The following is a 19,755-nucleotide window of genomic DNA, read 5'->3' on the forward strand; positions in this document are numbered from 1 at the left end:
CATGACTGATGTGGCCAACGATCTGACACTGGACGAAGTGCGGCTGGTGCTCGCTCCCGAAATCGCCATGGCCGCGATGTTTGACGGGTGGAGCGACGCCGCGCTCGATGCTGCTGCCGATAGTGTGGGGATCGATCCGGCAATTGCCCGATTGGCATTTCCTGCCAATGGCGCGGGTGCCCGTGCGATGGACATGATCGATGCCTGGATAGCCTCCATCGATGCACGGATGGCAGAAGAGTTTGCCGATGGCCGCCTGGGCAATATGCCCATTCGCGAGCGCATCCGCAGCCTCGTCTGGTTCCGGCTGGAAGCGATTGCCGGGCTTGAAGAGGCCCTCTCGCGCGCGGTGACGGTGCAGGCCATGCCGCAGAATATCGCCGCCGCGATGAAGCAGGGCTGGCGCAGCGCGGACACAATGTGGCGCCTCGCCGGCGATACCGCGACCGATTACAACCACTATACAAAGCGCGCGATCCTCGCCTCGATTTACGCCGCTACGCTGGCCGTATGGAAAAGCGACGAGAGCGAGGACAAGGCCGACACCGCCGCTTTCCTCGATCGCCGTATCGACGGGGTGATGAAGTTCGAGAAGGTGAAAGCGCAATTCCTCGGCAAGGATCGCGAACATTTCGACCTCGCGCGCTTCCTCGGGCGGTTGCGCTATCCGCAAGGATAGGCCCCGTGCAGTAGGAGCGGAATTTCCTATTGAGAATGAGTTGCAATTAGCCTGATGCCGTGGCACGGCGCGTGGCGTGACACAGATTGCCGATTCCTCCGTAACGCTTGATACGCTCGCTCCGCTCGACCGGGCCGAGATCACATCCGTCGATTGGGACGCGCTCGCGCCCGATGAAGGCAAGCGCCTGCGCGCGCTGGGCATCGATGCCGGGGCGAGGGTGGCAATTGCCCATCGCGGGGTCTTCTTCGGCAAGGATCCCATTGCGCTTTTGGTGGGCCGCACCACGATTGCCGTGCGCCGCGTCCATGCGCGGGCCATGCAGGTGGTGAAATTGTGAGCACTCCGCGCACCGCCGCTCTGGTCGGCAATCCCAATGCGGGCAAGTCCGCCCTGTTCAACGCCCTGACAGGCGCGCGACAGAAGATCGCCAACTATCCCGGCGTCACGGTGGAGCGCAAAGCGGGCCGCATGCTGATGCCGAGCGGCGAGCCTGTCGAACTGCTCGATCTGCCCGGCTCCTATTCGCTCGATTCCTCCAGCCCGGACGAGGAAGTGACACGGCAGGTGGTGACCGGCGAGTTTGCCGGGCAGGCGCAGCCCGAACTGCTGGTGATCGTCGTCGATGCCGCCAATCTCGAACAGCATCTGGTCTTCGCGCAGGAAGTGATCGCACTGGGCCGCCCCACGGTTGTCGCGCTCAACATGGTCGATCTGGCCGAGCGCGATGGGCTAGCGATCGATCCCGACGCCTTGGCCGATGCGCTGGGCGTGCCGGTAGTCCCGACCGTCGCGGTGCGGCGCAAGGGCCTCGACGCGCTGGCCGCTGCGATGGGCGATGCGCATTCGCAAGATCTCTCGACCCGGCACGAAGTCGCCGCGCTGACGCTGCCCGAGCGGCGGCTGGCGGCGCGCAATATCGCCAAGGGCGCGGTGCTTTCCGAAAGCGGAGAGCGCAAGCTGCACGCCAGTCTCGACAAGGTGCTGCTCCATCCGTGGCTCGGCCCCGTCATTCTCTTCGCGCTGCTGTTTGTGGTGTTCCAGGCGGTGTTTGCTTGGGCCGACCCGCTAATCGGCGCTATCGAAGGGGTGGCCGAGGCGGCGAGCGCTGCGGTCGTGTCCGTGATGCCCGAGAGCTTCCTGCGTGACCTGATTACCGAGGGCGTGATCGCCGGAGTCGGCTCGGTGGTCGTGTTTTTGCCGCAGATCATCATCCTCTTCGCCTTCATTCTCGTGATGGAGCAGTCGGGTTATATGGCCCGCGCCGCCTTTATCATGGATCGCCTGATGGCCCGTGTCGGCCTGTCGGGGCGCAGCTTCATTCCGCTGCTCTCCAGCTTTGCCTGCGCCATTCCGGGCATTATGGCGACCCGCTCCATCGCCGATCCGAAAGACCGGCTCACGACCATTCTTATCGCCCCGCTGATGACCTGCTCGGCGCGGCTGCCGGTCTACACGGTTGTCATCGCCGCGGTCATTCCGGCGACCACCGTGGGCGGCGGCGTTGGCCTGCAAGGTCTCGTTCTGTTCGGCCTCTACATCGCCGGGATCATCGGTGCGATGATCGTCGCACTTGTCCTGCGCAAGACGGCGACCAAGGGCGCAGCGAGCGGGTTCATCATGGAGATGCCGAAATACCAATGGCCGCCCATCCGCGACCTTTTGATTGGCCTGTGGCAGCGCGCCTGGGTGTTCCTCCGCCGTGCGGGCACGATCATCTTTGCCGCCACCGTGATCCTGTGGCTGCTGCTCACTTTCCCCAAGGCCGGGCCGGGCGAGAGCCAGCTCGATGCCTCTGCCGCCGGACACATCGCCAGCTTCATGCAGCCCGCATTCGAGCCCATCGGCTTCCAGCGCGAAATGACGCTGGCGCTGGTGCCCGCCATGGCGGCGCGCGAAGTGGCGGTGGCCTCGCTCGCCACGACCTACGCCGTTGATGCTGACGACGAGGAAGCGACCGAGCTCGCCCTGCGCGACCAGATCGCCCTGCGCTGGAGCCTGCCGACCGCGCTCGCCTTCCTCGCGTGGTTCGTCTTCGCCCCGCAATGCCTCTCCACCATCGCCGTCGCCCGGCGCGAGACGAACGGGTGGAAATGGCCGATGGTGATGGTCGGCTATCTGTTTGCGCTGGCCTATGTGTTTGCGGGGCTAACCTACTGGGCAGCTGTGGGGCTGGGGCTTTAAGCGCCGCAGGCAATTTTCGGTTTCGCGCAGAGAACGCAGAGGGCGCGGAGATTGCGCGAGTCCGACCTCTGCGCCCTCTGCGTTCTCTGCGCGATATTTCTTCCCGGCTTCGCCGGTGGCACACAACCTCTGTGCTCCTGCGCGTCTGCGTGAACCAAAACAAGCTCGACTGTGGACTAATCTCCCGTGCAGGGGTGGCGACTCACCTATCGCTTCGATAAGCCTTTGTCCGAACACATAAGAGGGATTCGAGAATGGCGGGCAGCCTCAACAAAGTCATGCTTATCGGCAATCTGGGCGCTGACCCGGAAGTGCGCACGTTCCAGAACGGCGGCAAGGTGTGCAATCTGCGCATCGCCACGTCCGAAAGCTGGAAGGACAAGAACTCTGGCGAGCGGCAGGAGCGCACCGAATGGCACACGGTCGCCATTTTCAACGAAGGGCTCGCGGGCGTGGCGGAGCGGTATCTGCGCAAGGGCAGCAAGGTCTATATCGAAGGCCAGCTGCAGACGCGCAAATGGCAGGACCAGCAAGGCAATGACCGCTACTCGACCGAAGTGGTGCTGCGCGGCCCGAACTCGGTAATGACGATGCTCGACGGCGCGCAAGGCGGCGGTGGCGGTGGCGGTGGCGGTGGCGGTGGCGGTGGCCAGCGCAGCGGCGGCTATGGCGGAGGCGGCGGCCAAGGCGGCGGTGGCGGCTTCGGCGGCGGTTCGGGCGGAGGCTCGAACGGCGGCAATGGCGGCGGCGCCAATTACGACGATCTGGACGACGATATCCCGTTCTGATCGGGCACTAGGCTAACGACATCTCCTGAAAGCCTCTTGTTTGAGAAGGTGACAAAGGTGACACCGTGTCACCTTTGCGCGATGCCGGATTGTCTTTTTCCGACAAGGGTTTGGCGCGCGAGAAAGCGAAGGTGACAGTTGTGCGCGAGGGCGCAAAAACTGTCATTTCGACGCGGGCAGGTTCGGACGATGGGAAAGAGCGGCGGTGGTGGTTGCAGATGCGGGGGTGTGTAGGAAAGGGGTGTGGTTTGCGCAGGGCCGCTCAATGGGCGCAATTGATTCCTAGCTAGCGGCTCCTGAGCGAAAGGCATGATCGGCCTCGGCGTATCATCGGGTTGCCTGTGGAAACATGATTAGAAAATTCGCTGATGAACCAGTAAGATGGGTGGGTGAGAATGAATCATACCGATGCTGATCTCAAGGATCGTCTTGGGCGTGAACAGGAAGTCGAGCTCATTTCTTCGCTACTCGTGGACCAAGCCAATGCTCGACCGCAGCATTCCTTCGTGCTGGCGCTAGATTCTCACTATGGCACGGGGAAATCGTTTTTTCTTGAGCTACTGGCGGAGAAGCTCTCCCAACAGCACCCAGTCGCACGGGTCGATGCTTGGGCGGATGATTCTGGCAACGAGCCTAGCGTGTCTATCATGGCGGCGATTGACGAGGCCCTTGAGCCATATCTCTCAGCGCCTGCTGCCAAGAAAGCGCGTGAAAAGCTTAGTGCGGCACGCCGGAATATTTTGCCCATTCTTGCAAAGGGTGCGGGTGGTGCCCTGACCAAGGCGATTGCGCGCTATATCGATGATGCCGCCGTTGAGGAGGTTCGTGAGCTGCTTCATGAGAGCGGCGAACATATTTCTTCCGAGGCTGCAGCGATCGGGGAGGGCGCTGGCGCTGGGATCGAGGCTATCGGCGACAGGGTAACTGAACTCGCCGACCAACATGCGCAAGATCTCATCAAGGACTACCGCAACCGCAAACGGTCGCGGCTCGAATTCAAGAAATCGATGGCGCAAATGATCGCTTCGCTCGTTCCCGGCGATGTCGAGAAGGTCGGTCCTTTAATTGTCATCGTTGATGAGCTTGATCGCTGCCGACCGGACTATGCAATCAAGGTTCTGGAGGAGATCAAGCATTTCTTCGATGTACCCGGGGTGGCGTTCGTGCTCGCAATCCATCGCCAGCAACTGAGTGCCAGCGTGCAAAGCGTGTATGGAGCCAATTTCAAAAGCGACGACTATCTTAGGCGGTTTTTCGATTGGTCGATGCCCCTTCGACAACGGAGCATGGCTGCTCTTGTAGCTGACCAAATGATCGATCTAGGGCTCGACTGGCAGCGAATGAGATCGCCGCCAAAAAATGGTTACATGAAGAACGCCGAAGGCGACCATGAAGACTATATCGCCTTTATACTCTCGGCGATGAATGTTACTCCTCGAGAAGCGAAGTCCGTAATGCGGGCCTTGGTTATTTTCTTCCAATCTTGGGACTCAGAAGTTCCGGTGGAATTGACAGCCTTGATTCCGAAGCTGATCGCAATGGTTCGCGGTGAAGCCGTGATTGAGACAAACTTAGATAGCGCCCAGCTATCGAATTATTCTTCGATCTATAGAATGGGCGCCGATCGTACGATTGGATTGGGAAGGCTTTATAACGAGTTAATTACCATGGCCACAGACTCGCTACTGCATGCGAGGCTAGGGCCCAAACGAGACATGGTCGGGGCTGATTATCTGCGATCAGTGTTCGCCGAGGAATTCAACATTATCGAAAAGCGGCATGAAGGGGGGCAATGGGCCGTGCCGCCCTCACTAATCGCGTCTTATGATGAGCGGGTTCGCTTGGTAGATCGTCTGACTGATTAGCTCGCTAGCAGCGGGCTCCAGCCTTAGACCTGGGGCTGCGAGGAAATTGAAAGACAGGTTTCCACTCCCCCCTCACAGCAAATTCGCCGCCGTCTCGTCGCGGTGCTTCTTCAGATAGCGCATAAAGGGCGTCCCGCCGGTGCCGACATCGGTGTCGTTGCCCGCGCTGCGTTTGCCCTGTTTGTTGATGTAGCTCGCCGCGTATTCCAGATGGCGCGTGCGGAAGTCCGCCACCGCCTGAATGTTCGCGTTATAGGCATCGTTCAGTCCCTTTGAGCCGACCTCTTTGGCAAACCCGCGCAGGGTGCTTGCCGCGCGTACATCGTCGACGAAGCGGCGGTGCGGGCCGGGGCGGTAATCGTGCAGCTGGTCGAGATATTCGCGCAAGGGATCGGCCGCGTGGCCCACGCCCATCAGAGCGTCCATGCTCGGCACGATGCTCGATTGCGATCCGGTCTGCCCGCGAAACGCTTGCGCGGCAGTGCCGTAACGCTCGACGCCTTCGTAGATCACGCCGTCGGGCAGCGCCGGATTGTCCTTCCAGCCGTGGATATAGGGGCGCACGCGCTCGAAATAGATATAGGGGTCGCAGCGTTCGGGCATCCGGTCGAACAGCGCGTTGATCTGCGCCCAGCGCGCGGCATTGGCCTCCAGATGCGTGCGCGCGAGCTCGGCATCGCCGGCCTTCACCGCCGCATCGATATCGGCAAAGCGCGCGAGCACTTCGCCAGCGCAGGCCTCGATCGCCACGTGGACGAGCACGAACCATGCCTCGTCCATGCCGCCAAGGAAGTTCTGGATCATGCGGATATTGTCGAGGCCCAAGGGCTTCGCTGCATCGATCAGCGACCAGTTGTCGAGCACGTAGGAGCTGTATGTGAGCAGCGGCTGCTGGCCCAGCCGGTCGGCCAGCGCGACCATCGGCACGGCGAGCTTGGCGGGGAGGCGGTTGGAGACGGTCGCCTCGCCCCACACCCACGATTGCACCATAAAGGTGTAATGCACCGTCGCCATGCGCGCCTGCGCGTCGGAGAGGTTCGCCGCGTCGGACAGTTCTTCGGGGGCGGGCAGGTGCTTTTCGAGGAACGCGCGGACTTCGCCTGCGGGGAGGACTTGCGGCAATTGCAGCGCCACTTTCGCCGCATCGGCCCACGCATCGGGCAGCGTCACGCCCGCCGCATCATGGCGACACAGGAAACCCGTTTCGGCCGACATATCGTAGTCGGCGAGCGGCAGAATAGCGGACTTCTCGATTGTGGCGGCGGTCATGTCTGGTATCCTCTCCCTGATTTGCGCGCAACTATACACCGCCTTGGGGTGAATTTCCTTGCGAATTGCGTTGACGGGAGGGGTTGTTTCGCAGATTATTCGGCAATGGACGCGATAGACCGCAAAATCTTGCGCACGCTCGAAGGTGACGGGCGGATCAGCAATACCGATCTGGCGAGCCGTGTCGGCCTCTCCGCCTCGGCCTGTTTGCGGCGGGTGCAGGAATTGGAGCGGACGGGCCTTATCAAAGGCTACCGCGCCGTGCTCGACCGCGCGCGGCTGGGCGGGGAGATCACCGCCTTCGTGATGGTCGGCCTGTCAGCGCATCTGGCGAAAGACGCGCGCGCTTTCGAAGCCGCGATGGACGCAGCGGACGAAGTGCGCGAATGCCACAATGTGACCGGCGCGGTCGAATATCTGCTGCGGGTGGAGGTCGAAAGCCTCGCGCAATACAAGGCGTTCCACGCCGATACGCTGGGCACACTGCCGCAAGTGGCGAGCATCACCTCGCATATATGTTTGGGCTCGTCGAAGGATATGCGGGCTTAAGGGCGCGGCTCGGTCGCCAAAAAAGCCCTTTCCCTTGGGGGAGTCGCAGACGGCGCGAAGCGCCTACGGTTGGGATGGGGGTAAGACATAAATTGGCGTGGAACCCCCACCCCCGGCCCCTCCCCACGGGGAGGGGAGAACGCGTTAGTTGCCCTTCAACCCCCGCAAGGCATCGGCTAGGGGGCCATCGGCTTCGCCTTCCTCGATCAGGCCCTTCTCGCGCCGCACTTCGTCGGCGTTCGGCCCCGTGGCAAAGGGATCAATCGCGAGCGCGAGGCTTTGCGCCACTGCCTCGCCCAGATCGAAGCTGCTGCCGGAATAGCCGATCACGTCGAGATCTTCGGCGGTGAGTTCGACTTCCTCGTCCTCTTCGCTCGCTTCCAGCGTGGCGCTGGGCACGAAGCGGATGGCGATGTCTTCGGCGATTTCGGCGGGCAGATCGTCGCCCGAAACCGCGCAGCTTTGCACGATACTGGCGCGCATCGGGCCGGTGGCGGATACCTCCTGCCCCTTGGCCTCCAGTGCGAGGTTGGCGGTAAGCGAATGCACCGCGACCAGTCCGAACCTTTCGGCCAAGGCGGCGCATTCGGCTGCGTTTGCGGTCAGCTCGACCGGCTTGTCGGTAATGCCCCGCAGGTCGAACGGGCGGGGGAATTCAGGCGTATCGTTCATCGCACCAATCTTGGCCGCAATTGCCCGTCGAGCAAGAGCGAATCCTTCTGCCCCGCCAGATCATTCGCCAAGGCCCGCGCCCGCACTGCTAGGTGGAAAGGTTTCGCTTCCGGTTCGATCAGCGTCATATTGCGCGCCAGCACTTCGGCGAGCTTCGCATCGCTTTCGCCCAAAGTCTCGCGCAGCGCGCCCATGCGGCCACCCAAAGCGGCGACGAGCTTGCCCATATTCTTGCCCACCATCAGATCGCCAACGCCGGTATCGCGCAGCTGGCGGTCCATATCCTCGACGAACAATTCGGTGAGCAAAGCGGTTTTGGGCGCGAGCGTTTCGCTCTTTTCCATCCGCAGGGTGACGAGGCTCAGCACGAGCGAAATCATGTCGAACCGGCCCTGCACCGAATCCTCGACGCCACAGTCGGCATACCATTCGGGCTCCCGGCTGATGCCGACGGTGGCGTGCCACACGGGGCGCAACTCGTCGCGGCCGCTTTTGCCCATCAGGCGCTGGAAGAAGGACATCGCAGTTTCTCTTTCGTCATTCCGCCGCCAGTTAAGCGGGGGTTCAATCGGGGGGCGCATAGCGAGAGCGCATTGCACCTGCGCGATGGCTCCCCTAAGGCTGGCGCAGATATAGGGCGCGGCGCGGGTCTGGCAATGCGGGCCAAAGCCGCTGCGAAGCGATGGATTGAAGGGTTTGACGATGAAGCGTGCGATGATGCGGATGGCTCTGCTGGCCGGAATGGGCCTGGCGGTGACGGGGTGCAACTCGATCTCCATGCACCGTGGCTATATCGCCGATGAGACGCTGTTCCAGTCGGTGCAGCCGGGCCTCGACAACCGTCAATCGGTAGAAGATGCGCTGGGCCGCCCGACGCTGACCAGCCAGTTCGGCCAGCCGATCTGGTATTATGTTTCCAGTCGCACAGAGCAGGCCGCTTTCCGCCAGCCGCGCATTGCCACGCACAACGTGTTTGCCGTGCATTTCGATGCGGAAGGGAATGTCGTTTCGACCGAACGCACCGGCATGGAGCAGGTGGCGCGCATCAGCTATGAACGCGATGAAACGCCGACGCTGGGGCGTGAGCGTGGCTTCTTCGAAGACCTGTTCGGCAATATCGGCACCGTGGGCGGTGTCGGTGGCGGGGCAGGCGGCGGCCAGTAAGCCATCCCGCTTGAACGGCGCGGCGGGTTTGCCCATATCCGCCGCATGAACGCAGAAAAGGCAAGCCACGGCCTCACCCAGTGGCACGGCACCACCATTGTCGGCGTGAAGCGCGAAGGCCGCACCGTGATTGCGGGTGACGGGCAGGTTTCCATGGGCAACACCGTGATGAAGCCCAACGCCCGCAAAGTCCGCCGCATCGGCGAGGACGGTAAAGTCATCGCCGGTTTCGCCGGCGCGACCGCCGATGCCTTCACCCTGTTCGAACGGCTGGAACGCAAGCTGGAGCAGTATAGCGGCCAGTTGCTGCGCGCCGCGGTCGAGCTCGCCAAGGACTGGCGCACGGACAAATATCTGCGCAATCTCGAAGCCCTGATGATCGTCGCGGACAAGGATGTGCTGCTGGTGCTGACCGGCAATGGCGACGTGCTCGAACCCGAAGGCGGGATTGCGGCCATCGGTTCGGGCGGCAATTACGCGCTGGCCGCAGCCCGCGCGCTCGCCGATTACGAAGAGGATGCGGAAGTCATCGCGCGCAAGGCGATGCAGGTCGCGGCGGATATCTGCGTCTTCACCAATGGCAATGTGACCGTGGAAACGGTCTAGTTCCCCTCCCGCTTGCGGGAGGGGTTAGGGGAGGGAATGTAACCCCTCCCGGCCTCTTTTACACGCCCTCCCCCGGCCCCTCCCGCAGGCGGGAGGGGAGAAAGAAGTAGATATGCAAAACCTCACCCCCAAAGCCATCGTCGCCGCATTGGACGAACATATTGTCGGCCAGAAAGACGCCAAGCGCGCGGTCGCGGTCGCCTTGCGCAACCGCTGGCGGCGGCAGCGCCTCAACGCCGATCTGCGCGACGAGGTGACGCCCAAGAACATTCTGATGATCGGCCCCACCGGCTGCGGCAAGACCGAGATCAGCCGCCGTCTGGCGAAGCTCGCCGATGCGCCGTTCGTGAAGGTGGAAGCGACCAAGTTCACCGAGGTCGGCTATGTCGGGCGCGATGTCGAACAGATTGCCCGTGATCTGGTGGAAGAAGCGATCCGGCTGGAGAAGGAACGCCGCCGCGAGGCCGTGCGCGAAGCCGCCAGCGAGGCGGCGATGAACCGTCTGCTCGATGCGCTGGTCGGCACCGGCGCAAGCGAGGCGACCCGCGCCAGCTTTCGCCAGCGCATCGTCGAAAACGCGATGAACGAGACCGAAGTCGAAATCGAAGTCTCCGACGCGCCCAATATGCAGATGGACATTCCCGGCATGGGCGGCGGCGCGACGATGATCAATTTGTCCGAGATGATGGGTAAGGCCTTCGGCGGCGCGCCCAAGAAAAAGCGCAAGCTGAAAGTCCCCGACGCGTGGGACAAGCTCGTCGACGAAGAGGCCGAAAAGCGCATGGACCAGGACGATGTCGCTCGCGTGGCGCTCGCCAATGCGGAGACCAACGGGATCGTTTTCTTGGACGAGGTGGACAAGATCGCGGTGAGCGATGTGCGCGGCGGCTCCGTCTCCCGCGAAGGCGTGCAGCGTGACCTGCTGCCGCTGATCGAAGGCACCACGGTTGCCACGAAGTATGGCCCGATGAAGACCGACCACGTGCTGTTTATCGCCAGCGGCGCGTTCCATGTGGCAAAGCCCAGCGATATGCTCCCCGAACTGCAGGGCCGCCTGCCGATCCGCGTCGAGCTGCGTTCACTGACCGAAGCGGACTTCATCCGCATTCTGAGCGAGACCAAGGCCAATCTGGTGAGCCAGTACAAGGCGCTGCTGGGCACCGAGAATCTGACGGTCGAAATGACCGAGGACGCCGTCGCCGAAGTCGCCCGCATCGCCGCGCAGGTGAACGAAAGCGTCGAAAACATCGGCGCACGCCGCCTGCAAACGGTGATGGAAAAGCTGTTCGAGGAACTGAGCTTCGAAGCCGAGGACATGGACGGCCAAAGCGTAACCGTGGACGCGGCCTATGTGCGCGAACGGCTGACCGAACTGGCGAGCGATACGGATTTGTCGAAGTATGTGTTGTAGCCCACAACTCCGTCTGTCCTGAGGCTGTCGGACTCGCAGAAGGCGCTCAGCGCCAGCGGCTGCTTTTCTCCCTAGCCGTTCAGATATTCCAGCACGGCACGGCCAAGCGCTTCACCGGCCCGATGCGACCAGATTTGCATCTCGCCGGGCTCCGGATTGGGTGGCGACTGTTTCTGGATGAAATACATTTCTGCAAGCACCGCCACCGGCACCCCTACGTCGCGAGCGCCGGACAACACCGATAAGGCTGCGGGCTTCGCGCCGCGATTATGGATGCCCAATTCGTCGGCCATCGCCTTCGCCGCGATTTTGGCGAGAGCCTTGTCCGCCGGATTGGCTTTGGCGCTGTGGTAAAGAACCTCGCTGCCCTGCGCATTCGCGCCTGCCGAATTGTGGTGGATCGATATGCAGATATCGCTCCTCTTGGCGGCCTTACCGGCCGAGTAATTGTGCCGTTTGCTGTCGTCGATCTTTGCATCGGCGCCTGCACTTTGCAGCACGGCTGCACACGCCTTGGCCGCGACCAGATTGAGCTGGTGTTCGGTGATCCCCGAACCGGCATTCACTGCACCGGGGTCGAATCCGTCAGGCTTTTGGCCGTGGCCGACATCTAGGAAAATCTTCTTTCCAGAGGCGGAGCGGGTTTCGGGAATCGGCCCGATTGTCTCCACCGGCCCGCCAAGGTGATCGAGCATGGCGGCCAAAGTCTTGCTCTGGTCCCAATAGGTGCGCGAGCCAAGGTCGCCATCGGTTGCGAGGCTGTATCCAAGCGCGTTCAGACGCTTCTGGATATGCCAGACAATTTCACTGTTTTCAGGTCGGTTATCCGGCATCACATTCCCCCTCGATTGCTGCCTAGGAGAAAAATCTATTCCAAGACAGGCGATTGCGCAAGCAGAGAGAAGGAGCCGCGCTTCACGGATGCGGGGCTAGCCCTATCTCCACGCCCGTCCGGTCGACCACCGCGTGCTTGTCGATCATCTCGGCGCTTGCTTCGTTGAGGCCGATCACCTGCACGCTGCGGCCATTCCTCCGCATCCGCTCGACAATCGCATCGAGGGCGCCCGCGCTGGAGATGTCCCAGAAATGCGCCTTGGAGACGTCGATCACCACGTGGTCGGCCGCGTCGGGGCGCTGGCTTTCGGGTTTCATCGCGGCGTTGAACCGCTCGACACTGGCGAAGAAGATCTGGCCGGTGACGGTGTAATGCGCGGTTTTGCCGTCGCTGCTCCGCTCCACGCTGAAGAGGTTCATCACCAGCGCAGCGAAGAAAATGCCCGACAGCAGCACGCCCACCAGCACGCCGAGGGCAAGATTGTGCGTCGTCACCACGACAATGACGGTGGCGAGCATCACGACGCTCGCCTGCCACGGGTGATGACGCAAGTTGGGGATGCTCGTCCAGCTGAACGTGCCGATGCTCACCATGATCATCACCGCGACGAGCGCGGGCATGGGAATCTGGCCCACGATAGGGCCGAGCAGCCACAACAGGATCAGCAACGTCAGGCCAGCAACGAAGGTTGAAAGCCTCCCACGGCCACCAGAGGTCACGTTGATCACCGACTGCCCGATCATCGCGCAGCCGCCCATGCCGCCGAACAGCGCAGCACCGATATTCGCCGCGCCCTGGCCCCAAGTCTCGCGGCGCTTGTCGCTGCCGGTGTGGGTCATGTCATCGACGATCCTGGCGGTCAGCAGGCTCTCGATCAGACCCACTGCCGCCATGGTGGCGGAGTAGGGCGCGATGATGGTGAAGGTCTCCCATGTCAGCGGGACATCGGGGAACACCAGATAGGGCAGGCCTTCGGGGATATTGCCCATATCGCTCACCGTGTTGACCGGCAGACCGAACCCGATGCTGAGCGCGCCGAGCACGATGATCGCCACCAGCGGGCTGGGGACGGCGGTAGTGAGTTTGGGCAGCAGGTAAATGATCGCCAGCGCGCCTGCGACCATGACGTAGGTGATCCAGTTCACCCCGTCGGCGGTAGGGTTGAGCTGTGGCCATTGTGCCATGAAAATAAGGATCGCCAGCGCGTTGACGAAACCGGTGATGACCGCGCGGCCCACAAACTGCATCAGCAGGTCGAGCCGCAGCAGCGCGGCTATGCCCTGGAAAATGCCCATCAGGATGGTCGCGGCGAAGAGGTATTCGACCCCGTAATCGCGCACCAGCGGGATGACGACCACGGCCACCGCAGCGGTCGCGGCGGAGATCATGCCGGGGCGCCCGCCGGTAAAGGCGATAATCATCGCGATGGCGATGCTCGCATACAGCCCGACGCGTGGATCAACGCCCGCGATCAGCGAGAAACCGATGGCTTCGGGGATCAGGGCGAGGGCGACGACGATCCCGGCAAGGATATCGGCACGCGGCTGGGCGAGCCAGTCGCGCCTCAGCGCGGCGGTGTCAAACATGGGCAGTCCATTATGGCTGGGCGCACAAGCCACGGGGGCGGCACACGGGGAAGATCAGCGCGAGCATAGATGCTGCGCTGCACAATGCAAGGCTGCGCCCGAGCCAAGTCGTTCGCAGAGTCGGCCATGCGGTTTATCGACACGGGCTTTGGGCGCCTTGCACCCGCGCGCGGCATGGGGTCTAACGGTCCTCTATCGAAGCGCCAGACTTCCAAGGGGACTTAACCGTGACATTCCGCTATCTCGCCACCGCCGCCGCGCTCGCTATTGCCGCTGCCCAGCCCGCTTTTGCGCAGGACGCCGACGACACCGCGCCCGTCCTCACCGCGCCCGAAATCGAGTTCACCGAATGGACGCTTGATAACGGCCTGCGGGTGATCGCAATCGAGGATGATACGACCTCCACCGTCACCACCAGCCTGTGGTATGAAATCGGCAGCAAGCTCGATCCCGAAGGGCGCAGCGGCTTCGCGCATTTGTTCGAGCACATCCTCAGCCGCAAGACGCAGAATATGTATTACAACCAGATCAATGATCTGACCGCCGATGTCGGCGGCACGCGCAACGCGTCCAACGGCACTGACCGCACCAATTATTACGAGACGGTGCCCGCCGAATATCTCGAAACCATGCTGTGGACGCATCGCGAGCGGATGGCGTTTCCGGTGGTGGATACCGAAGTGTTCGAAACCGAGCGCAGCGTGGTGATGGAGGAATACCGCACCCGCGTGCTCGCGCCGCCCTACGGCCTGTTCCAGCGGGTGGTGCTGCCCGAAATCGCCTATGACGAACTGCCGCACCGCCGCCCCGGCATCGGCAGTATGGAGGATCTGGCGGCAGCCTCGCTGGACGATGCCCGCGCGTTCCACCAGGCCTATTACGGGCCGGATACGGCCACGCTGATCGTGGCGGGCAATTTCGACATGGCGGCCTTGCGCAGCATGGTGGACCGCTATTTCGCCGACATTCCGCGCCGCGCCAATCCGGTGGATGTGACGATTGCGGAGCGCGAGGATCGCCGCACCAGCCCGCGCAGCGTCAGCGCCGCCAGCCCCAACGTGCCCCTGCCGGTCGTCGGCAGCGTCTGGCAGATGCCCGAGGCGACCCATCCCGATGCCGCTGCCCTGGAAGTGCTCGGCGCGATTATGAGCCGGGGGCAGAATTCGCGGCTTTACACCGCGTTGGTCGAACCCGGCCTTGCGGTGCAGGCGGTGCAATACGAAAGCCTCTCCGAAGAAGGCGGCGTGTGGGCGCAATATGCGGTGATGAGCCCGCAATCGGATGAAGCGCAGGTCACCGCCGTGCTCGCTGCCGAGACCGCGCGGGTGCGCAGCGAGCTGGTGAGCGCAGCCGAGATTGCGGAAGCGCGCAACGAAATCATCGCCTCTGCCATGCGCAGCCGCGAGACCGCGCGCGGGCGGGCGTTCGAACTCGGCGAGGCGCTGGTCAGCACCGGCGATCCGCGCGCGGCAGACCGGCGGCTGGAAGCGATTGCCGCAGTGACGCCCGAAGACGTACTGCGCGTGGCGCAGTACTGGCTCGATCCCGATGCGCGGGTGGATATGCGGCTGACGCGCGGCGAGTTCGATCCTTCGACCTTCGCCAACCCCGAACCCATGCCCACCTTCCGCACTCTGCCGCCGCCGGTGGGCGAACCGCTGGTCGTGCTACCCGAGGGCGAACGGCAGGCGCCGCCCCCTCCGGGCGAGGTGCCGAGCGTCGCGGTGCCCGCCTTCGTGACGCACACGCTCTCCAACGGCATCGAAGTGCTGGCGGTGCAGACGGGCGATGTGCCGATTGCGAGTATGCGGGTGCTGCTGCCCGGCGGTTCGATCTCCGATGACCGCGCCACCGCAGGCGTCGCCGGCTGGGCCGCCAGTCTGGCGGATCGCGGCACGCCGACCCTCAGCGCGCAGCAGATCGCGGCGCGGATGGAAAGCCTCGGCGCGTCGATGGGCGGCAGTGCGGGCACCGACAATACCGGCTTCTTCCTCACCGCGCCGGTCGCCAATATGGATGCTGCGGGGGCGGTGTTCGCCGATGTCATTCGCAATGCGACCTATCCCGAAGAGGAAGTGTCGCGCGAACTGGGGCGCGGGCTCGACAATCTGCGCGTTGCCATGAACGAGCCTGCCTCGCTGGCGCGCATGGTGCTGCGCCCGCTGGTCTTCGGCGATGCGCCTTATGGCAATATCGGCGGCGGCACGCTCGCATCGATCGGCGCGATTACGCGCGAGGATTTGCTCGCCCACCGGCAGGCCTATTGGCACCCGGCGCGCGCGCAGATCGTGGTGAGCGGCGGGATTGCTCCGGAAGAGGCCTTTGCTTTGGCCGAGCGGCTGTTCGGCGACTGGAGCAGCGATGCGCCGGTGCCTGCCGTGATCGAAGCGCCTGCGGGCGAGGAACTGCCCGCGCGCACTCTGGTGGTCGATATGCCCGATGCGGGCCAGGCGGCGGTGTTCCTGCTGGCGCGCGGCCCCGATGTGACCGATCCCGCCTACAGCCCGCTCGAACTCGCCAATGCGGTGCTCGGCGGCGGATCGAGCGGGCGGTTGTTCGAGGAAATCCGCAATGAACGCGGGCTTGCCTACGGTTCCTATTCGGGCATTTCCGACTTCGCCGATGGCACGCTGCTGTCCGCCAGCACGCAGACCGCGAACGAGACGGTGGACGAAGTGGTGCAGGTGATGCTCGATGAATTTGCCCGCGTGGGCAGCGAGCCGCTGGCCGACGATCTGCTGGAGCGGCGGCGGCTGTTCCTGACCGGCGGCTATGATCGCAGCCTGGAAAGCTCGGCGGGCTATGCGGGCATCCTCTCCAGCCTGCTGACGCTGGGCCGCGATCCGGCGGAGATTGCGACCTATGCCGAAAGTCTGGCGGGCGTGACCGCAGAGGAAGCGAGCGCGGCGGCGGCGCAGTATTTCGATCCGGCGCGCACCAGCGTTGTGGTGGTCGGCAATGCGGCGGCCTTTATCGAGGAACTGCGAGCGATCCGCCCCGATGTGGAAGTGATCCCGGCGAGCGAGCTTGATCTGAATACCGCTGGCCCTGCGATGGGCGGGTAGAACCCTTACTTCTCCCCTCCCCGTGGGGAGGGGCTGGGGGTGGGGGTTCGACGCCCACTTTACGCCGAACCCCCATCCCAACCGTAGGCGCTGCGCGCCGTCTGCGACTCCCCCAAGGGGAAGGCTTTCTTGCTTACCTTATCCGGCGGCCTCCGCTCCCTCTACCTCCTCGCTCAACTGCCGGTTCCACATATCGGCATAGAGCCCGTCGCGCTTCAATAGTGCGGCGTGGCTGCCGCTTTCGACGATGCGGCCCGCTTCCATCACGTTGATTATATCGGCATCGGCAATCGTTGAGAGCCGGTGGGCGATGGCGATGGTGGTGCGGTTGGCGCTCACCCGTTTGAGCGTGGCGAGAATGTCCTGTTCGGTGCGGCTGTCCAATGCGCTGGTCGCTTCGTCGAGCAGCAGGATCGGCGGGTTTTTGAGCAGCGTTCGGGCAATCGCCACGCGCTGCTTCTCGCCGCCCGATAGCTTCAAGCCGCGCTCGCCCACTTCGGTTTCTAGGCCCTGGGGCAAGCCTTCGATAAACGGCCAGATCGCCGCATCCTCTGCCGCCTGCCGGATCGCGGCATCGCCGGGATGGTCGAGCCCGTAGCCGATATTGTAGCCGATCGTGTCGTTGAACAGCACGCTGTCCTGCGGGACGATGCCGATGCTCTGTCTGAGGCTCGCTTGGGTGACCTCGGCTATATCCTGCCCGTCAATGCAGATGCGCCCGCTCCACGGATCGTAGAAGCGGAACAGCAGCCGCCCGATGGTCGATTTGCCCGCGCCAGACGGGCCGACCAGCGCGACGCTCGCGCCTGCCGGTGCCTCAAAGCTCAGATCGTGAAGGATTTGCCGGTCTTGCTCGTAGCCGAAATTGACATTCTCGAACGTCACAGTCGGGCGGCGCACCAGCAGCGCGGGCGCGCCCGGTGCGTCGGCGACTTCCACCTCGCGGTCGAGCAGAGCGAACATATCGGCCATGTCGATCAGCCCCTGCCGGATCGAGCGATAGACAAAGCCGAGCATATCGAGAGGGCGGAAGAGTTGCAGCAGATAGGTGTTCACCAGCACCAGATCGCCGGGGGACAAACGGCCCTGCGACCAGCCCCACACGGTAAAGCCCATGGCGAACGCCATCAGCAGGTTCATGATCAGCGCCTGCACGATATTGAGCGCGCCCAGCGAGTTTTCGGTCTTGATCGCGGCTTCGGAATAGGCGGCGGCCGTTTCGGCATAGCGGCGCTGCTCGCGGCTTTCAGCGCCGAAGAATTTGACCGTCTCGTAGTTCAGCAGACTGTCCACCGCGCGCGCCATGGCGGTGCCGTCGAGATCGTTCATCTCCTTGCGCAGCTTCACCCGCCATTCGGTGATCGCCTGCGTGCTCCACACGAAAGCGACCACGGTCAGCGCGGTTGCCAGCAACAGTTCCCAGCCGAACAGGGTGTAGAATACCACCGCCACCACGGTCAGTTCGATGACGGTGGGCAGGATGTTGAAGAGGAGGAAATACAGCATTGTCCCGATGCTGCGCGTGCCGCGTTCCATGATGCGGGTGATCTCGCCCGTGCGGCGCGAGAGGTGGAAGCGGAGCGACAATTGGTGCAGCCGCGCGAAGACGTCTTCGGCCAGACCGCGCACGGCATCCTGGCTGACGCGGTTGAAAGCGATATTGCGGCTCTGTTCGAACAGCACGCCGCCAAAGCGTCCGGCGGCATAGGCAAGCACCAGCGACAATGCGGGCCAGAGCAGCCCGTCGCCATCCGCAGCCATCGCATCGACCGCGCCGGCATAGGCGAAGGGAAGGGCGAGGATGATGGCTTTGGCGGCAATCACCAGCAGTGCGGCGACGGCAATGCGCAGCCGCAGTTCGGGGCGGTTCTTGGGCCAGAGATACGGCAGAAACCGCCGCATGGTGACCCAGTCGGCATTATCGCCTGTGGGTCCTTTCTCGCCCGTCGCTGTTCCGAAATCCCTCATGCGCTGCCCACAAGTGGGGCAGATGCGCGCCTTTAACAAGTCTGCCCGTGTCAGTCGTGCAACCGCGTTGCCCGCTCGTTGAAGTTCCACGCCTGATCGGTGGTCAGTTCATCGGGAAATTCGAACAAGATGCGCCGGTCGCGGAAATCGATGGCGACGCGGCGGAACATCCGCAGCTCGTTCATGCCAAGGATCATCGCCGGCTCGTCTTCCAGCCCGAGATGCGCGAAAGTGGGGGACGCGGCGAAGGACACGGGGAAATTGTTGATCTGCATTTGCCCCATCCGCAGCGAGCGGGCGATGCGCGTTTCGCCGGTCAGCGAAATGCCGTTGACATCGGTCATGGTCGCGTCCTCCAGAGCGGGGCGATTGCGCAGGCGGCGTTGCAGTGCCGGATTGCCGATCGATCCCGAAGCGCCGGTATCGATCAGCACGGCGGTGCTCACCCCGTCGATCCGCGCGCGGTAAATGATCAGCTGGCCGAGCCGTTCGCGCGCGCGCACGACGATGTCATAGCCGTTCGCGCCGCCCGCCTCGAAACTCTCCGACACGGTCATCCGCCGGTTGCGGAAATCGAGCAACACGCGCTGGTTCTGCAAGCTGTCGAGGCCGAGGATGCCATCGACATTTCCCAGATTGGCGCCATCAACAATGGGCGCCTGCCGGACGGTGAAGATACGTTCTCCCAGTTCGAAGTCAGGGACGATGGTGGTCTCGACGGGGCGTGTGCTCGCCATGCCGACCAGCAGTGCAGGCTCCCGGTCGAACAGTTCCAGCTGCGTGGCAAGCTCTTCGGACAAAACGGTCGCCTGGGCGCCGGTGTCGACCATGAAATCGAACGGACCTTGCCCCATAATGGTGACAGGCACGGTCAGCCGCCGGTCACGGTCGCGGTCAAGCGCAAGCGTCTCGGTGAAGACCTCGGTTTCGGGATCGCCCGCGGGCTCTGCGGTTTCGGGATCCGCCGCATTGCCGGGATCGCGATCCTGCAGCGCGAAGCCCGCGAATGCGAGCGCCAGCGCGGTGCCGATTGCCGTCCATTCCATATTCTCTCTCCCGCCCGCCGCACGTCCCGTTATGCGTTGGACATGGACAGAGGATACCACGCGCGCCG

At 63.3% G+C, this 19,755-nt stretch carries 17 protein-coding genes; 10 read left to right on the forward strand and 7 right to left on the reverse strand.

The annotated features are described in order from the left end of the window. Position 1: 1 nt before the first annotated feature. The 5 genes from ACS0VV_RS01630 (at position 2) to ACS0VV_RS01650 (ending at position 5,516) form a co-directional block, all read left to right on the forward strand. Entirely contained in the window at positions 2 to 679 is a 678-nt protein-coding gene (locus tag ACS0VV_RS01630; RefSeq protein WP_483531000.1) for a COQ9 family protein, read from the forward strand. Between the two features lie 76 nt (positions 680 to 755). Beyond that, positions 756 to 1,019 (forward strand): FeoA family protein, encoded by a 264-nt coding sequence (locus ACS0VV_RS01635; protein WP_483531001.1) that lies wholly within the window; start codon positions 756 to 758, stop codon positions 1,017 to 1,019. After that, positions 1,016 to 2,863: a ferrous iron transporter B gene (gene feoB, locus ACS0VV_RS01640; RefSeq protein WP_483531002.1), complete on the forward strand. Its 1,848-nt coding sequence runs from the start codon at positions 1,016 to 1,018 to the stop codon at positions 2,861 to 2,863. The genes ACS0VV_RS01635 and feoB overlap by 4 nt, the downstream gene beginning before the upstream one ends. A 254-nt stretch (positions 2,864 to 3,117) precedes the next feature. Further along, on the forward strand, positions 3,118 to 3,651 hold the full coding sequence (gene ssb / locus ACS0VV_RS01645; RefSeq protein WP_483531003.1) for a single-stranded DNA-binding protein: 534 nt from the start codon (positions 3,118 to 3,120) through the stop codon (positions 3,649 to 3,651). A gap of 395 nt (positions 3,652 to 4,046) precedes the next feature. Beyond that, positions 4,047 to 5,516 carry a KAP family P-loop NTPase fold protein gene (locus ACS0VV_RS01650; protein ID WP_483531004.1) on the forward strand — a complete coding sequence of 490 codons (1,470 nt, stop codon included), beginning with the start codon at positions 4,047 to 4,049 and terminating at the stop codon, positions 5,514 to 5,516. A 72-nt stretch (positions 5,517 to 5,588) separates the two neighbouring features. Here ACS0VV_RS01650 and ACS0VV_RS01655 read toward each other — a convergent pair whose 3' ends face one another. Continuing rightward, positions 5,589 to 6,785 carry a PrnB family protein gene (locus ACS0VV_RS01655; protein ID WP_483531005.1) on the reverse strand — a complete coding sequence of 399 codons (1,197 nt, stop codon included), beginning with the start codon at positions 6,783 to 6,785 and terminating at the stop codon, positions 5,589 to 5,591. 105 nt (positions 6,786 to 6,890) lie between these two features. On the opposite strand from ACS0VV_RS01655, the gene ACS0VV_RS01660 reads away from it, so the two are divergent. Continuing rightward, the gene (locus tag ACS0VV_RS01660; RefSeq protein ID WP_483531006.1) at positions 6,891 to 7,334 is read left to right on the forward strand and encodes an Lrp/AsnC family transcriptional regulator; all 444 of its coding nucleotides are present in this window, start codon (positions 6,891 to 6,893) and stop codon (positions 7,332 to 7,334) included. A gap of 144 nt (positions 7,335 to 7,478) precedes the next feature. Here the strand turns inward: ACS0VV_RS01660 and ACS0VV_RS01665 are convergent, their stop codons facing one another. After that, positions 7,479 to 8,006: a YceD family protein gene (locus tag ACS0VV_RS01665; protein ID WP_483531007.1), complete on the reverse strand. Its 528-nt coding sequence runs from the start codon at positions 8,004 to 8,006 to the stop codon at positions 7,479 to 7,481. Beyond that, on the reverse strand, positions 8,003 to 8,527 hold the full coding sequence (locus ACS0VV_RS01670) for a ubiquinol-cytochrome C chaperone family protein (RefSeq protein WP_483531008.1): 525 nt from the start codon (positions 8,525 to 8,527) through the stop codon (positions 8,003 to 8,005). The genes ACS0VV_RS01665 and ACS0VV_RS01670 overlap by 4 nt, the downstream gene beginning before the upstream one ends. A gap of 181 nt (positions 8,528 to 8,708) precedes the next feature. Here ACS0VV_RS01670 and ACS0VV_RS01675 point away from each other — a divergent pair, with 181 nt between their 5' ends. From ACS0VV_RS01675 to hslU, 3 genes are all read left to right on the forward strand, one after another. Further along, positions 8,709 to 9,170 carry an outer membrane protein assembly factor BamE gene (locus ACS0VV_RS01675; RefSeq protein ID WP_483531009.1) on the forward strand — a complete coding sequence of 154 codons (462 nt, stop codon included), beginning with the start codon at positions 8,709 to 8,711 and terminating at the stop codon, positions 9,168 to 9,170. Between the two features lie 45 nt (positions 9,171 to 9,215). Next, positions 9,216 to 9,776, forward strand: a complete 561-nt coding sequence (gene hslV / locus ACS0VV_RS01680; protein WP_483531010.1) for an ATP-dependent protease subunit HslV — start codon at positions 9,216 to 9,218, stop codon at positions 9,774 to 9,776. Between the two features lie 112 nt (positions 9,777 to 9,888). Further along, positions 9,889 to 11,187, forward strand: a complete 1,299-nt coding sequence (gene hslU, locus ACS0VV_RS01685) for an ATP-dependent protease ATPase subunit HslU (RefSeq protein WP_483531011.1) — start codon at positions 9,889 to 9,891, stop codon at positions 11,185 to 11,187. 71 nt (positions 11,188 to 11,258) lie between these two features. On the opposite strand, the gene ACS0VV_RS01690 is transcribed toward hslU, so the two are convergent. Continuing rightward, on the reverse strand, positions 11,259 to 12,020 hold the full coding sequence (locus ACS0VV_RS01690; RefSeq protein ID WP_483531012.1) for an N-acetylmuramoyl-L-alanine amidase: 762 nt from the start codon (positions 12,018 to 12,020) through the stop codon (positions 11,259 to 11,261). Between the two features lie 82 nt (positions 12,021 to 12,102). Beyond that, the gene (locus ACS0VV_RS01695) at positions 12,103 to 13,608 is read right to left on the reverse strand and encodes a SulP family inorganic anion transporter (RefSeq protein ID WP_483531013.1); all 1,506 of its coding nucleotides are present in this window, start codon (positions 13,606 to 13,608) and stop codon (positions 12,103 to 12,105) included. A gap of 227 nt (positions 13,609 to 13,835) precedes the next feature. On the opposite strand from ACS0VV_RS01695, the gene ACS0VV_RS01700 reads away from it, so the two are divergent. Beyond that, on the forward strand, positions 13,836 to 16,673 hold the full coding sequence (locus tag ACS0VV_RS01700; RefSeq protein ID WP_483531014.1) for a M16 family metallopeptidase: 2,838 nt from the start codon (positions 13,836 to 13,838) through the stop codon (positions 16,671 to 16,673). 138 nt (positions 16,674 to 16,811) lie between these two features. Here the strand turns inward: ACS0VV_RS01700 and ACS0VV_RS01705 are convergent, their stop codons facing one another. Further along, positions 16,812 to 18,641, reverse strand: coding sequence for an ABCB family ABC transporter ATP-binding protein/permease (locus tag ACS0VV_RS01705; RefSeq protein WP_483531015.1), 1,830 nt, complete (start codon positions 18,639 to 18,641; stop codon positions 16,812 to 16,814). Positions 18,642 to 18,691: 50 nt separating this feature from the next. Then, complete coding sequence (locus ACS0VV_RS01710; protein ID WP_483531016.1) at positions 18,692 to 19,687, reverse strand: aspartyl protease family protein; 996 nt, start codon at positions 19,685 to 19,687, stop codon at positions 18,692 to 18,694. Positions 19,688 to 19,755: the final 68 nt, after the last annotated feature.

The organism is Aurantiacibacter sp. KMU-128 (genome assembly GCF_056933515.1).